The following is a 14424-nucleotide window of genomic DNA, read 5'->3' as shown; positions in this document are numbered from 1 at the left end:
CGGCGTCGAGGCCGCGCCCGGCGTCAAGGGCGTCCAGAACAAGAAGGTCAACTTCCAGATCGGCCGTTCCCAGGTCAGCACGGTGGACGCCAAGACCCACCAGATGACCGTGGTCCGCGACGACAAGACGATCAAAACCATCCCGATCTCGACAGGCAGCAAGGACCACCCGACCTACAACGGCAAGATGGTCATCTCGGAGAAGCACCAGCAGACCCGCATGGACGGCTCCACGGTCGGCTTCACCAACAACGACGGCAAGGGCGAGTACGTGATCCCCGATGTGCCGCACGCCATGCGCCTGACCAGCTCCGGCACGTTCCTGCACGGCAACTACTGGGACAAGACCACCTTCGGCAACGCCAACACCAGCCACGGCTGCATCGGGCTCAAGGACGCGCAGGGCGCCGGCGACCCGGACACCGACGGCGCCTGGTTCTACCAGAACTCGCTGATCGGCGACGTCGTCCACGTGGTCAACTCCCCCGACAAGACGATCAAGCCGGACAACGGCCTCAACGGCTGGAACATGGACTGGAACGAGTGGGTCGCAGGCAGCGCCGCGAAGTAGCGTCCACCGCAGGCTGAACCCCTCTCTCCCTTCTTCATTCCTCCCCAACGACACTGGCGGGCGGTTCCTCCGGCGACCGGGGAACCGCCCGCCACGGCTCCTGTACTGCCGCCTCGCCTGCGAGGTGAGCCCCACCCGCCCCGCATCGACGCCTCGTTCCGCGTCCCTGTGGCCGATCTGCTGGCCCGCCACCTCACCGGCGAGTGCCGACGCGCGCCTGCCCGCTGATCGAGCCCGACTGCACGTTCGGACTGTTGCGCGACGCCTGGTTCCTCCAGCCAGCCATCGAGTCGTCCATACCAACCCCGCCTTGCCCTGCGGCGGCGTCATTACCGACAACGCCCCCGTCGAGCAGGAGAAACCGCGGAATTCAACGCCCCTCCTCACGAACGCGGTGATCTTCCGCAACGCGCTGGATACTGCCGAGGCCATGCGCCGGCTCCAGGAGAAGGGCTGCGCCATCAACCCCGAGGGCCTGACCCATATCTCGCCCTACCTGAGTGAGGACATTCGCCGCTTCAGGGAATACTGGGAGTACTCCACCCACGATCTCGGTCTTGCGCCCGAGGTGTACGACCCGCACCAGGCGTCGACGCGCTATCGGTATCCGGGCCGCGAACGGACCGATGACCGGTTGACCGGGGGCGGCTGGGCCTTCAAGTACCACTGACCGACGGGAATCCCGTTGTGGTGTCGTCGGCCGGCGACACCACAACGACGGCACACAGACCCTGCCGCTGGTCGGCACCGTGCCGCGCATCAGCGGCTGGCGGACAACCGCTGGGCCCCGGACGCTGTAGCCGACCGCGGATACGATCACGAGGTATGCCGCCGCCGTTTGCAGCAGCGGGACATCGTTCCCCGGATCGCTCACCGCGGGCAGGCAGGCGCCCGGCGCCCGCGTCGGCTGCGAGTGCGCTGGGAGGCATGCGACGACATGCGCAACGCCCTTCTCCAACTCGCCCGTGGCATGCCCCTCGTCCGCATCCTCTCCCGCTTCCTGAGGACTCCTGAGCGGATGCGTACGGGTCAGTTGTCGGGCCCGGTTCGGGTGGGTGGGAGCTGGAGTTCGGCGAGGGCTCCGCCGTCGGGGGCGTTGGTGAAGTGCAGGGCGGCGCCGAGGACGTGGGCCTGGCCGGTGGCGATGGTCAGGCCCAGCCCGTGGCCGGTGCGTTTGCCGGTCTCGGACCCGCCGGACTGGCTGCGGAAGCGCTGGGGGCCCTGATCGAGGAGGTAGGCGGGGTAGCCGTCGCCGTGGTCCCGTACGGTGACGGCCGGGGCGTCGACGGTGACCACGACGGGTGGGCGGCCGTGCTTGTGGGCGTTGGTGACGAGGTTGGCCAGGACGCGTTCGAGCCGGCGTCGGTCGGTCTCCACCTGGGCGTCGCGTACGACACGGACCTCGGTTGCCGTTCCGGTGGCCCGGACCGCGTGTTCCGCCAGGACCCCCAGATGGTGGAGGGCCAGATCGGCGCTTTCGGCCCGGGCGTCGAGCCGGGAGATCTCCAGCAGGTCCTCGGTCAGCCCGAGCAGGGCCCGGACCCGGTCGCGCACCATCTCGGTGGGGCGGCCGGGCGGCAGCAGTTCGGCCGCGGAGTTGAGCCCGGCGAGCGGGGTGCGCAGCTCGTGGGCGACATCGGCGGTGAAGCGCTGTTCGCTGTGCAGCCGGTTCTGCAGGCTGGTGGCCATCGCGTCGAGCGCGGTGGCCACGGCGGCGGCCTCGTCCCGGGCACGGTCGGGACGCCGGGCGCGGGCATCGTCCACCCGGGCGTCGAGATCTCCGGTGCTGATACGCCGGGCAACGCGGGCGATGTGGTGCAGCCGGCGCGTGATGCGGGAGACGGAGACCAGCCCGACCGCCAGAGTGAGGGCGATCGCCGCGGCGGCGGAAGCGGTGATGGCCCGGTCCAGGCCGCGCAGCGCGGCTGCCTGTTCGCTGTAGTCCAGCCGTAGCGCCAGCACCTTGCCGCCCGCGACAGGGGTGGCGGCCCACACCACGGGACGGTCCCGGTCGGTGACGAGCTGGGTCGCGCGCTCATGCCGCTGGACGGTCATCGTGCGCAACGGCGCGGGGAGCCCCGGCGGGTCCACGGCGACGTCGCGGGGCAGGGGGTCGCCGGCGACGTATGCGGACTTGCCACGGTCCAGTTCGCTCAGGGCCGTGGTGCGTGCCCGGTCCTGGGTCTGCCGGTCGACCAGGACGTGCACCAGGGCGCCGAGCACCGTCGCGAGCACGTAGCACATGACGGTGATGAAGACGGCCGTCTTGAAGCGCAGTGTCGCCGTCCAGGCAGGCAGCCACCGCGGCGGACGCAGCCCAAGCGTACGCACGGCCTACCGGCCCCGAGGAGCGGCCGAGGCCGGAGAGCGCCGGTTGTACTCGTTGGACTCCACCTCCAGGACCTGGACCTGGGGGTTCCATCCGTAGACGGTGCGGGCCTCGTAACCGGGCTTGTCCGTGGGTTCCCGCGTGATCAGCTTGCCGCCGGCCACCTCCACCGCCAGCGGCGACGGGCTGACATCCAGGATCCGGTGCACCACCCCGTCCTTGAGCCGATAGACCCAGATGGTCAGGAGGCGGTCCCTGCTCCCCTCGATGCTGACGATCAGCTCGTCCTGGCCGTCCCCTGTCAGATCGTGGTACTGGGCAGCCCGTACGGGACACGAGCGCGCGCCCGACCGCGTGGCACAGGCGCGGATCTTGTTCTCGTCGTCCTCGGGGAAGAACCCGGGGTCACCGCGGCGCCGATCCGCGTCCAGCTGCGCCTGGACGGCGGACAGCCCGGACACCTTCCGGAGGTCCGCCACCTTGGACAGCGCGGGAATGAGAACCGGCTCGTGATGACTGCCCGGGTTCGGGGAGAGCAGCGGCGCGGGCGTGCGCTCGGGCCACAGCTCTACCGGACCGGGCACGGCAGCGGCATGCCCCGCGCTCTTGGGCTCATCTGCCTGCCCGCACCCGCCCAGCAGCGCCGCCGTGCCCGCCGCCGCGCTCGTCAGTGCCGCCGCTCGTACGGCGGCACGGGGTGGGCGCAGACCGCGGACGGCGCGCCTCAACAAGGGCACTTGGACTGAGATGTACGGGGGCAAACGTTCTCTCCGTGTCGTTCGGAACCAGTCCGACAGGCGTGCAGACGATAACCCGCAACTTCCGCCCGGCCGTGGAACGACCCTCCCACCGGAGTTCCTGTGCGCAGGGCACCGAGGCGCGAGTCCTTCCGTCCGTCATGCCTCGCGCAGCGGGGCTGCCTCAAGTCGCCGCCTTTCCAAACTGCGGCCGTAGCGGGGCCCGACCGCAGAGCCGGAACCGTGCGATGGGGTGCGAGGAAAATCGCCCGACTGGGGGGTCGCGCAAGGGGCTGGTCTGCGGTGATTACGGGTTCCGCGCGGTTGGCTGGCCATATTGATGGCGGCCCCGGCCGGAGAAAGCGGGATGGAGGCAAAGGTCGCCGGTCCGTGGGGCGGTCAATGGCTGTAGCCGTCGGATCCTGGAGGAGGTCGAATTTCTGCCATACCGGCCAGGGCAGCAACGCCAGTCAGCGCGACAGCGAAGGAGATGCGCAGCCCGATGCGCTTGGACCGCCGGGCGTGCGGTATGGCCTGCAGGGGCATGCCTGCTCCTTTTGGGGTGCGGATGGCGTCCGGTCTCGTTGGACGGGGCCGAGGCGCGCTGAAGGCGTCTGTGCTGGCAAGCTGGTCAGGGCTGTGTTGCAGCCGCCGCAAGGATATGTATCAGCCGCGTCTTGATCGTTGTGCGAGAACGTCTTTCTGGGGCATCACTGACGGGAACCCGGCCGTCCAGGCCGGGCTTATCCATGTATCAGGCGTCGGTCTGTTTAAAAGGGATCTTTCACAGCTTAACCGGCGCATTGGCTGATGGGTCAGCGTTCGTAGACCTCTTTATCCCGGTGTCCTGCGTTGGGCTCCTTGGCGTGCGCAGTTGAGCGCCGTGTGGTGCACCGAGTGCAAGATGCGCGGGACACGGGCTGCAACATCGCGGGAATCTCCATTACGAGTCGGCAGCAGGCGGGTACGGGCTCTCTTTCACGGCCCGTAGCGTTCCGACAGGTCTCGCCGCGAGGTCCCGGTCGGGGCCTTGGAGGCCAAGCCCCCGCGGTAATCTGCCGTCTCCTCCGCGCGAGACCGGATTGACGCGGCCATCTGCCTCAATGGAGCGGGCAACGCCCGCTGGTGGGCACCACGGAGCAGGAGCTGCGGCAGGTAGCTCAATGATCATCGTGGTGTGCTTGGTCCCACCGGCGGAAGTGGGTCTGTATCGGCTGTACCGGCAGTCGACACTGCTCTCCACGGTCCGGTGTGGGGCCGTGGAGAGCGATGTCGGGAAGGCCGGTCCTGGGTATCCGGACCGCTCGGCAGCTATTTTGTCCGCAGGGGTGTCATCGGCGGCTGCCTGTCGAGCGAGACCGGGCCGGAACTACTGCTGGAGCTTGAAGAAGGTCATGGCGCTGGTGGTCTTGGAGGACTGGACGTAGACCCGGGCGGGAACGACGACCAGGTGCTCATACCCTTCCTTGCCATTCTCGGGCTTTGTCTCCTTCCTGGGGATGACGATGTAGCCGTAGTAGTACGCGCCGTTGCGCCGGCCTTGCAGAGTATTCTGCTTATTCCCCTCCGGGAACTTGACAGTGGTCGTGTCCCTGACGATGTTCGTCACTTTTTCGGTGGCGGTGATGGAGTAGCTGTATTCGAAGTTGAACTCAGCGCTGCCCTTTCCCCCCGGTCCCCCCTTGTCCCCCGCGGGGGTAGCGTTGAGCTCGCCCGAGAACTTGCCGCCGTACTTCCAGCCTTCCGTCGTGCTGTTCTCGTGGGTGGCCTGCCCCTCGGTCGTGATGGACTTCTCCCCTCCGCCGACCAGGGCGGGGCTTTCCTTCGCCTTGGGGTACTTGCCGTCCTTGCTGTCCTCGTCGACCTGACCGACGAAGAGGCACGAATTCGGCGAGTTCTTGGGCTGCTTGCCCTGGAAGTATCTGCTCTTGCCCGCGCAGTGCTCCTCGACCGTGGTTCCCATTCCGTCGACGGGGGTGTTGGTGTTCTGGAGTTCCTCGGGGCCGTCGAACGGCGAATTCACCAGCTCCTGGGCGAGGTCCCGCGAGGACTTGGGGTTCTTGGTGTTTTGCGTGTACTCCTTCGCCTTCTTCTTGGCGTCCGCAACTGCCGTCTTGGGGTCGTACAGCTTCTTCACATGGTCCAGCTCGGCGGGGGGATTCTCCTTGTCGATGCCCTTGGGGTAGCCCATCACGGCCTCGATCTTTTCGATGGGCGCCCACGGCGGGTGCCCCTCAATTCCGTTCTTCTCGTCCTTCTCCGTTCCCTTCTCCAGCGCCTGGATGATCTGGCCCTCCGACGTGTAGAGCGACTGGTCGATGGCCGCCTTCTGGGCGTCGTCGGCGGCCACGGCCGGCGGCGCGGTGCCCACCAGGAGGGGAGACGCGACGGCCATGGCCGTCGCCAGCAGTACGGCGCTTCTGGCCTTGCGGCTGGATGCTGGGCGCAGGGTGGGGGCTGAGTTCGTCATGACGGTAACTCCCTGTTCTCCGGCTGAGATCGGGCCGCTTGTCTTGCTGTAACCCTGCGGAGGGCGGTCCAGGCCCTCGCAGGGACGCTTGGGAACGCGGACGATGGACCGGCTGGGCAGTCCGTGTACACATCGACCGCAGAGACGAGGCGCAATGCCTGAAAAGTCCTGATCGAGGCCTGTGGCAGGATCGGCGCCTTATGTATGAGAAAGTCCAGCTTGGGCGTCCGGATTTCAGCCAGTGAAGCCCGGCCGGGCCCCGGTGTCCATACCCCGGGCGTAAGTCTTCGGTCGGGGCCGCGTGACCCGGCGGGTGACCACAGACTTTCGCCGGTCTCCACCACGAGATGCGGGCGCACCGACCACGGTCTTCGGCCGCCTGCATCAGCAAAACGTCAGGTCAGCACCCGTGCTGGTGGCCGCAACGGCCTCGTGTAACGATCGAGTTGTGGCTGATACGCGGTCTCTGGGCGGCCGCAACACAGCGCTGGCCCACTGGCCGTACGGGCGCCTTCAGCGCGCCTCGGGCAGGCCCGGCTAGCCGGACGCCACACGTCCCGAAGGGGCAGGCACGCCCCTGCAGGCCCTGGCGGACGCCCGGCGGCCCGAGCGCACCCGGCTGTGTATCTCCTTCGCCGTCGCCCCGGCGGGGATGTGCAGGTCGTCGCCGTCGAGGGCGGGCTTGTTGTCCTTGCCCGGGTAGGTGAAGGACACCGTTTCGAAGCGAATTCCGTCGACGTACTCGGGTACCGGGCGGCCGGTGGTGGGGATGGCGCGGCGTTCGGCCTCGTCCTGGATGCGCTCCAGGTCGCCGACGAACAAGCTCTCTTCATTGAGGTAATTGATCTGGCGGACGAGGCTGGTCAGGGAGCTGGTGGTGGTGCGGGGGGATAGTGGTACCGCCCACCGCGAGCGGCATGGCGCCGGTCCATAGCAGCAGGCCGAGCACGCTGAACGTCGCCGCGTAGGCGATGCGGGTCAGGGCCGAGGCGAGGATCCCGGTGCGGGCGGACTCCGCCCTGCGGTGGAAGCCGGGGTCTTCGATCGGGGCCGTCTCCACCTTGGCGGAGGCGGTCAGGTGGATCTCGGTGGCCACGCGTTCCACCGCGTCGTGCTCCAGCCGTCCGTTGCCGGCGGTGGACACCGCCCGCAGCCCGGCGCTGAGCACACTGCACACCGCCACGGCGATCAGTGCGGGCAGCGCGGCGCTGCGCCGCTGCGTCGTCGCCCCGGCGTCGACGACCTGCCGCAGGGCGCGGGCGTTGGCCTGGTTGGCCAGGCGGGCGGTGAGGGCCAGGTGGGGGAGGCGTACGACCATGCCGCGCAGGTTCAGGTCGAGGAAGGCGTCCTCGTGCCGTAACCAGGCCAGGTCCAGGCGCAGTCGGCCGCCGAACAGCAGTGGAACGGCGAGGGCGCCGGTGACCGCGATCGGCGCGGGCGTGCGGGCCCAGGCCGTGGGCGCCTTCCATGTCGCTCAGGCGGCGCAGGCGTTGCCCAAGGCAGAGGGGAGCCCCCATTCCTGCTACGAGGTGTGGGCAGGGGGCGGCAGCCCCACCACGTGTGCCGCCACCGTGCACACCGCCGGTGCCCACCGATTCCAGCGTCGACTGGGAGGGGACGACGGCGGGCGGCGGTTGGGTATGTGTCGGCCGCAGGAAAGAAAGCGTGTGGAGTCTGCGCAGAGGCATTCTATACACGCAATGTATACGTCTCATGTATACTTGGACTGCTTACTGGGTTCGGGGCGGGCGCCGGGAACTCGGATCAGGGTGAGCCTGCTGCGGCGTGGACGGGGCGGGCCGCTCTCCATGACTCCCTGCCGGGGGCATTGAGAGCGGGGCCAACAGTCATGCGGACTGCTGAGGCATCGCCGTATGAGCGCACAGTAACCACCACAAGCGAAGGCGGGAACAACTCCCGGAGGAACCTAGGAAGTGACGGCCCTATGAGAGCGAATCCGGACGTGGTTTTCATCGCATCCGCAAGCCGCGGACTCGTGGCGGTCAGTGGGTGGGACCGCCTGCGGGCGCGTGCCGTACTCCACCAGCTCGGCTGGGCCTGGGACGCGGACCAGCACGCCATGGCACCGCCAGCAGCCATCTCCCCGGAAGACGCCGCCATGTACGCCATGGTCCGGCTTGCCGACCACGGCTTCCGTGTAGCCGACGACACGGATACCGTCTCGATACGCCGCTACACCTTTGGGAGGCTGTCGACCGCCTTCCGGCGTTCGACAGCCTCAGCAGGCACTGCAGGCCAGGGCGACGCAGGCTCCGCGGGGGCGGGGCCATGCGGCGCCGGCCGTCCCGGGCCCTCGCCACACCGGTCCCCGGGCCGCGGCTTGCCGGGCCGGAATCGTTGATCGTTTCCCGCGGGAGCGACACAGGCATGAGCCACCTCAACAGCCACACCAGCAAGCAGGCAGTCCCCAAGCGACTGTGCGCCGAGCGCGAGCGGCAGAAGGAGAGGATGTGCCAGCAGTTCGTTGTCGGCGGGGCGATGCTCGCCGTGCTGGCCGTTGTAGGAGGTATCACCATGGGCGTGGCCGATTCGAGCCGTGGCGCCGATGAGTGGGCCGAGGCCAAGAGTGCCAAGCTGGTGCGGCCGGCCAACACCTCCGGTAAGAACGGCACGGAGGTCGTCATCGGGAAGAAGGGCACGGAGCACACGCTGTCGCTCTTCGAAGACGCCCGCTGCCCTGGTTGCTCCGCCTTCGAGCAGAAGGTGGGCGAGACCATTGAGAAGGACCTCAAGGCCGGTAAGTACAAGGTCTCCTTCCACCTGGGCACTTCTATGGACGGCAACCTCCGGGGCACCGGTTCCAAGAACGCGCTCAGCGCGATGGGGGCCGCGCTCAACGTGAGCCCCGACGCATTCCTGAAGTTCAAAAAGGCGCTGTTCTCGAAGGAGTACCACCCCGAGGAGAGCGGCCCGGACAAATTCGCCGACAACGACTACCTGCTCAAGGTGGCCGACACGGTGTTCGCCCTCAAGCACAACGCCGAATTTCGAAAGGCCGTGTGGAGCGGTACGTACAACCGCTGGGCGCTGGAGATGTCGAAGAGTTATGCCTCGTTCAAGGACGTCGAGAGCACGCCGACGGTCAAGCTGGACGACACGGTGCTGGGCACCGACGGCGCGAACGGCAAGGTCGCCCCGGCCACGCCGGACGCGTTCGACGCGGAGGTCGACAAAGCCATACGGCCCTGAACCGCCCTCGTCCGCGTCCTGGTCGTCCGCTGGGTGGACAGGCCCGGGTAACCCCGAGTGCCGGATGCGGCCCGGCTCGGCGGGCTTTTGGTCATGCTGCTGAACGGTCCCACTGCCTGCTGAAGGACACTTGGGAATAGGCGGCGGGGGTGGCGATACCGGGCAGCAGGTAGCGCCACAGTGCGACGAGCCGTTGGTACAGGTCGGTGCGGCCGGTGGAGATCCGGGAAAGGAGCTGCGTGCCGGAATAGGAATTGGCCAGTGTCCAGGCCAGTTCGTGTACGTCGATGTCCGGCAGCAGTTCGCCTTTCTCCTTGGCGGCGAGCAATTGGGCGGCGAAGTGGTCGACCAGTAGCGGTAAGGGGTGTTGTCCGGTGAGCCGAATTCTCCCTGCTCGACGGCCAGTCGCACTCCGGCGCGCAGCAGGGAGTTGGTCTGCGGCTCGCCTGCGAGGTGGAGGTTGATGTCGATGAGGCGTTGCAGGCCGTCGTCTCCGGGGGTGTTTTGAGCCTTACGGCGCCTCGCACGCAGGCTTCATCGCAGCACGGAGCAAGGCGACGGGGCCGGCACCGTCATATGGGCCTTCTCGTTGTCCGCAGTCCGCTCCGCCTCCTCCAGCAGGACAATCGCAGCTTGGATTGCGCCGATACGGAGGGGGACGGTCTGCGGCGCTGCAAGCGCGGCTGTCGCCTGACCCGTCGGCGAGATCTCGACGCTTTGCGGGAAGAAGTTGCTGATACCCCGCCCGAGCGCGGGTCGGTCACGAGGCACCGGGCCCGGAACAGTACTCACCGCAGAGGTGTCCCGCCCCACGCCCCAGCCCAGTACGCCAGGTGCAAGAATCGGAGCAAGCCGGGCGCGTTCGCCGCCAACCCACCGGATGAGAGCCCACAACAGGGACCAGTAGCCTCGGGCTCCCGACGAAGCCCCTTCAGTTTCCCGGCCCAGCCCTTTGGGCCGTACGGGAACGATGTGGAAGCCGGGGCGGGCCGGTCCGGTTCGTCACCGGCGTCTGGCCGCCGCCGGCCCGGGCCCGCCGTGCCTCGTTCTCCTCCCCGGGAACGAGGCGGGCGGATCCTGCCCTGCCCGCCGAGCCGCCATGCACGGCCAGTGATCCGACGTACGGTCGCCCGTGGGATCAGCCGACCGTGGTCTTCGGGGTGGGTTCGCGGTCGGTGGGCTCGCAGGTGCTGCCGTGGGCGCGGCGTAGGCCGGGCTGGGGCCACCAGTACGCGCGGTGCATGGTTTCCCGATGCCGGCTGGTCTGGGGGTGACCTGGTATTCGGTGCGGCTGTCGGCGTGGTCCAGGCGCGCCATGACGGGCAGGGCAGCCGGCTCATGATCCGGGACAGCCAGCAACCGTGTTCTCGCAACGCTCGGTGACGAAGTCCGCAGATGGCGTGGCTTTTTCCGCGGCCCGGGGTCAAAGGTCGGTGACGGTGATGTCGATGTCCACGCTGCCGTCGTCGGAGGACAGGGTGTACCTGCCGTTGCCGGCGAAGTTCTTGGAGCCGCGGGCGAGGTAGTCGTCGCCGCTGAGCGCGTCGTACTCGTCGACGCAGGCGCCTACGCTCGCGATGTCGGATGAGGTGAACGGCAGGTTCATGGACGGCGCGGCGCTGGCCCGGGCCGGGGTGGAGTTGCCCTGGTTCTGCTGGGTCCAGATCCGGAAGGGCCGGCCGCTCTTGGTCTTCAGCTCGATCCAGCCGTAGGGGTTGGGGTTGTTCTCCCCTGGGTTGTTGAAGGTGATCCTGAAGTCGGCGTGCGCCTTGACCTGCGGGTAGGGCGGTGTGGGGGTGGCGGCGGCGTACTCGGTGCCCTTGAGGCCGGGCCAGAAGTCGGAGATGTTGCGGGCGCCGGTCAGTGCCTTCCAGTTCTCGATGTCGAAGTGCAGGACCTTGTCGGCCTTGACGAAGTAGCACTCCCGGCGGCTGTTACCGCCCAGGGCCGAGGGCTCGACGACGTTGTAGATCACCGCGTCGATGTCCCGGGTGAACCCGGCCTCCTTCAGCCCCGGCCACCGGTCGGCGATGGGGTAGGGGCCGCCGCTCACCTTGTCCGCGCGGGGATCGTAGGTGATGTACTTGTCACCCTTGAAGAAGATGTAGGTGTCCACGAAGACCTGCGCGAAGTCGCCCCGGTGGTCCATGAACGCGGCGTCGATGTCCCGGTCGAACCCGACGTCCTTCATACCCGGCCACCACTGGGCGATGCTGAGCGGACCGTAGATGATCTTCTCGTTGGCGAAGTCGTACCGCACGTACTGGTCGCCGCGGAAGATGTAGACGTAGTCCTTCTCGGTCGGGATCACCGGCACCGTCGAGATGACCGGCGGGTACGAGAAGGGCACCATCGCGTCGATGCCCTCGGCGAACTGGGTGTCGGCGAGGCCCGGCCATCCGGCGGCGATGCTCCGGGGGCCGACGAACACGGTGTTGGAGGCGAGGCCGTAGGACAGGTACTGGCCGCCCAGGAACATGTAGGTGTCCCACTTGATCTGGGAGCGGTTGAAGGCTGCCTGGATCGTCATCGATCCCTCCCGAGACGCTCGGGGCCGGGCGTCCGGCACGGCCCGGTTGCCGTACCGCGCTGCCGCCCACGCCCATCACCGCGCAACCTACGAGCGGCGAGAGACCGGGGCCAGAGAAGCCGGGGTACCGATCGCGCCCCGACCGTCGGCCGACGACTCCTGTCTCTGTTCGCAGCGGAGAGGGCGGCTCTGCGTGATGACCGGTCCATACGCCGGTCGGCGGTTCGCGTGCGGGCAGAGATCGCGAGGGGTTGGCCGGTTACGTCGCTGTCCGTGCTCTTCGCGGGCTGCCAGGCTCCGTGGTAGTGGGCCGCTGGAGCTCGCGGGTGCTGGTCGGTGCCCGTCAGCGTGCGGTCCGGCGCGCAGACGCCCCGAAGGTCCGTGTCCCGCCGGGTGCCCGGCCGAGCGAAGGGAGAAGCCGTTGACCGCCTCCGAGCGCAACGCGTCCCAGCCCGCGACGTCGTTGACCAGGGATGTGAACGCCGCGGTCAGTGTCCCGCCGCCGGACCAGGATCCGGAGGCGGCGCTCGCGGCCCAGGGGCTGATCGCCTCCCTGCCCGCCGACTTCACGATCGACCGGGCCGGCAGTGACATCCCCGCCTGGAGCCTGGGCCCGTACGCATTCCTGTCCGGGGATGCGCCCGAGACCGTCAACCCCAGCCTGTGGCGCAACGCACTGCTGAACATGAACACCGGCCTGTTCGAGGTCGTCCCCGACGCCGTCTATCAGGTGCGGGGGATGGACCTGTCGAACATTTCCTTCCTGGAGGACCCCACCGGCACCTCCCGCGAGGTCGTGGTGGTCGACCCGCTGATCAGCGAGGAGTGCGCGGCGGCCGCCTGGCAGCTCTACCGGGAGCACCGCGGCCAGGACCGCACGATCCGCGCGGTGCTGTTCACCCACTCCCACATCGACCACTACGGCGGTGTGCTGGGCCTGTTCGACGACGGCCGGCTGCCCGAGGGCGTGGACGTCATCGCCCCGGACGGGTTCCTGGAGCATGCGGTGAGCGAGAACGTCTACGCCGGCAACGCCATGCAGCGCCGGGCACTGTTCATGTACGGGACGCTGCTGGAACGTTCCGTGCAGGGGCAGGTGGACGCCGGTCTGGGCAAGAACACTTCCGCGGGCTCGTCGGGCCTGCTGGCCCCGACCTACACCGTCACCTCCGACGTCGCGCAGCCCGGCCATGTGGTCGCGTTCGGGCCGGTGAACCTGGAGTTCCAGCTCACGCCGGGCACCGAGGCCCCGGCGGAGATGAACTTCTACCTGCCCGACATCGAGACGGTGTGCATGGCGGAGAACGCCACCCCCACCCTGCACAACCTCTACAGCCTGCGCGGCGCCCAGGTCCGCGACGCCAAGGCGTGGTCGCAGTACCTCAACCAGGCCGTCGAGTGGTACGGCGAGCGCGCGAAGACGCTGTTCGCCTCGCACTTCTGGCCCCGCTGGAACACCGACGAGATGCCGGATGCGATTATCTCGTTCCTGACCAGCCAGGCCGATCTGTACCGCTATCTGCACGACCAGGCGCTGCGGCTGGCCAACCACGGCCGCACCATGACCGAGATCGCCGAAGACCTCGACCGCGCGGTGCCGCAGAGCCTGGCGGGGCAGTGGTACAACCGCGGCTACTACGGCACCGCCAACCACGACCTCAAGGCCGTCTACCAGCGTTATCTGGGCTGGTACGACGGCAACGCCGCCCACCTGCACACCCTGCCGCCCGAGCAGGCCGGCCCCCGCTACGTGGCGGCGATGGGCGGCGCGGCCAACGTCGTGGCCACGGCCCGGGAGACGTTCGACAACGCCAAGGCCACCGAGGACTACCGGTGGGCGGCCGAACTGCTCAGCCACGCCGTCTTCGCCGACCCCACCAACCACGACGCCCGCACGCTCCAGGCCGACGTCCTCGAACAGCTCGGCTACCAGGCCGAAAGCGGCCCCTGGCGCAACTTCTACCTCGCCGCCGCCCACGAGCTGCGCACCCGCCCGGCCGACGGCACCCCGCCGGGTCTGCCCTCCCCGCAGATCATCACCGAGGCGGTGCTGGAGGCGATGCCGCTGCAGATGCTCTTCGACTACCTCGGCATCCGCCTCAACGGCCCCGACGCCGCCGCCCACACGCTCACCCTGGGCCTCACCCTCACCGGCGGCCTGCCCGGCGACCCCAGCCAGTGCATGGTCCGCCTGCGCAACGGCGTCCTGGTCTACACCGCTGCCCTCGTCGACGCGGAGCACGCGGATGCCACCTACACCCTCACCCGCGCCGGCCTGAACAGCCTCGCCATCGCAGCATCCACACCCGACCAGCTCGTCGCCGAGGGCACCTTGACGGTCGACACCGGCACCCTGGAACCGCTGAACACCCTGAACGGCCTGCTGGAAACCTTCGAGTTCTGGTTCGGTCTGAGCACCCCCTGACCGCTGTCTGCCCCACGGCAGAAGGCCCGTGTCCGTGTCCGTCACCCGGGCACGGGCGCGGCACGGGCGCGGGGACGGCACGGCCGTAACGCCACCACCGTCACCGGCCCGGACGTCGTCGGCCGGACCGGGCTGCGGCTGACGGCCGTCGC

Annotated in this window: 12 protein-coding genes; 4 read left to right on the top strand and 8 right to left on the bottom strand. The window is 68.6% G+C overall.

What is annotated here, in order from left to right; genetic code table 11:
• Both ADK86_RS39860 and ADK86_RS43615 read left to right on the top strand, forming a co-directional pair.
• Window positions 1–571: L,D-transpeptidase (locus ADK86_RS39860; protein ID WP_159394073.1), on the top strand; the 571-nt coding region annotated here is incomplete at its 5' end.
• 310 nt (window positions 572–881) lie between these two features.
• Window positions 882–1241 (top strand): Tn3 family transposase, encoded by a 360-nt coding sequence (locus tag ADK86_RS43615; protein ID WP_159394072.1) that lies wholly within the window; start codon window positions 882–884, stop codon window positions 1239–1241.
• A gap of 359 nt (window positions 1242–1600) precedes the next feature.
• On the opposite strand, the gene ADK86_RS39850 is transcribed toward ADK86_RS43615, so the two are convergent.
• The 6 genes from ADK86_RS39850 to ADK86_RS39830 all read right to left on the bottom strand — a co-directional run bounded on the left by ADK86_RS39850 (window position 1601) and on the right by ADK86_RS39830 (window position 7425).
• Window positions 1601–2902: a sensor histidine kinase gene (locus ADK86_RS39850; RefSeq protein WP_234346343.1), complete on the bottom strand. Its 1302-nt coding sequence runs from the start codon at window positions 2900–2902 to the stop codon at window positions 1601–1603.
• 3 nt (window positions 2903–2905) lie between these two features.
• Entirely contained in the window at window positions 2906–3484 is a 579-nt protein-coding gene (locus ADK86_RS39845; RefSeq protein ID WP_053701042.1) for a hypothetical protein, read from the bottom strand.
• Between the two features lie 552 nt (window positions 3485–4036).
• On the bottom strand, window positions 4037–4183 hold the full coding sequence (locus ADK86_RS43610) for a hypothetical protein (RefSeq protein ID WP_159394071.1): 147 nt from the start codon (window positions 4181–4183) through the stop codon (window positions 4037–4039).
• An 823-nt stretch (window positions 4184–5006) separates the two neighbouring features.
• Entirely contained in the window at window positions 5007–6107 is a 1101-nt protein-coding gene (locus ADK86_RS39840; RefSeq protein ID WP_159394070.1) for a hypothetical protein, read from the bottom strand.
• 537 nt (window positions 6108–6644) lie between these two features.
• Window positions 6645–6929: a hypothetical protein gene (locus tag ADK86_RS39835; RefSeq protein WP_053701040.1), complete on the bottom strand. Its 285-nt coding sequence runs from the start codon at window positions 6927–6929 to the stop codon at window positions 6645–6647.
• Window positions 6930–6936: 7 nt separating this feature from the next.
• Window positions 6937–7425: a hypothetical protein gene (locus ADK86_RS39830; RefSeq protein WP_053701039.1), complete on the bottom strand. Its 489-nt coding sequence runs from the start codon at window positions 7423–7425 to the stop codon at window positions 6937–6939.
• Between the two features lie 1070 nt (window positions 7426–8495).
• Here ADK86_RS39830 and ADK86_RS39825 point away from each other — a divergent pair.
• Window positions 8496–9317 carry a thioredoxin domain-containing protein gene (locus tag ADK86_RS39825; protein WP_053701038.1) on the top strand — a complete coding sequence of 274 codons (822 nt, stop codon included), beginning with the start codon at window positions 8496–8498 and terminating at the stop codon, window positions 9315–9317.
• Window positions 9318–9408: 91 nt separating this feature from the next.
• Here ADK86_RS39825 and ADK86_RS44075 read toward each other — a convergent pair whose 3' ends face one another.
• Both ADK86_RS44075 and ADK86_RS39815 read right to left on the bottom strand, forming a co-directional pair.
• Window positions 9409–9702 carry a hypothetical protein gene (locus ADK86_RS44075; protein ID WP_420718915.1) on the bottom strand — a complete coding sequence of 98 codons (294 nt, stop codon included), beginning with the start codon at window positions 9700–9702 and terminating at the stop codon, window positions 9409–9411.
• A 1038-nt stretch (window positions 9703–10740) separates the two neighbouring features.
• Window positions 10741–11847: a hemopexin repeat-containing protein gene (locus ADK86_RS39815; protein ID WP_053701036.1), complete on the bottom strand. Its 1107-nt coding sequence runs from the start codon at window positions 11845–11847 to the stop codon at window positions 10741–10743.
• Between the two features lie 421 nt (window positions 11848–12268).
• Between ADK86_RS39815 and ADK86_RS39810 the strand changes: the two genes are divergently transcribed.
• Window positions 12269–14272: an alkyl/aryl-sulfatase gene (locus ADK86_RS39810; protein WP_078952575.1), complete on the top strand. Its 2004-nt coding sequence runs from the start codon at window positions 12269–12271 to the stop codon at window positions 14270–14272.
• Window positions 14273–14424 lie beyond the last annotated feature (152 nt).

The sequence above is a fragment of the Streptomyces sp. NRRL F-5755 genome (genome assembly GCF_001279365.1).
GTDB classification, from domain to species: domain Bacteria; phylum Actinomycetota; class Actinomycetes; order Streptomycetales; family Streptomycetaceae; genus Streptomyces; species Streptomyces rimosus.
Note: the sequence above shows the minus strand (reverse complement) of the source record. Positions and strands in the feature narration are given on the sequence as shown.

Excerpts from the sequence above, each read along its gene's own strand:
- ADK86_RS43610 (WP_159394071.1), bottom strand. The coding sequence starts at position 4,183 with ATGCCCCTGCAGGCCATACCGCACGCCCGGCGGTCCAAGCGCATCGGG.
- ADK86_RS39840 (WP_159394070.1), bottom strand. The coding sequence starts at position 6,107 with ATGACGAACTCAGCCCCCACCCTGCGCCCAGCATCCAGCCGCAAGGCC.
- ADK86_RS39830 (WP_053701039.1), bottom strand. The coding sequence starts at position 7,425 with ATGGTCGTACGCCTCCCCCACCTGGCCCTCACCGCCCGCCTGGCCAAC.
- ADK86_RS39825 (WP_053701038.1), top strand. The coding sequence starts at position 8,496 with ATGAGCCACCTCAACAGCCACACCAGCAAGCAGGCAGTCCCCAAGCGA.
- ADK86_RS39815 (WP_053701036.1), bottom strand. The coding sequence starts at position 11,847 with ATGACGATCCAGGCAGCCTTCAACCGCTCCCAGATCAAGTGGGACACC.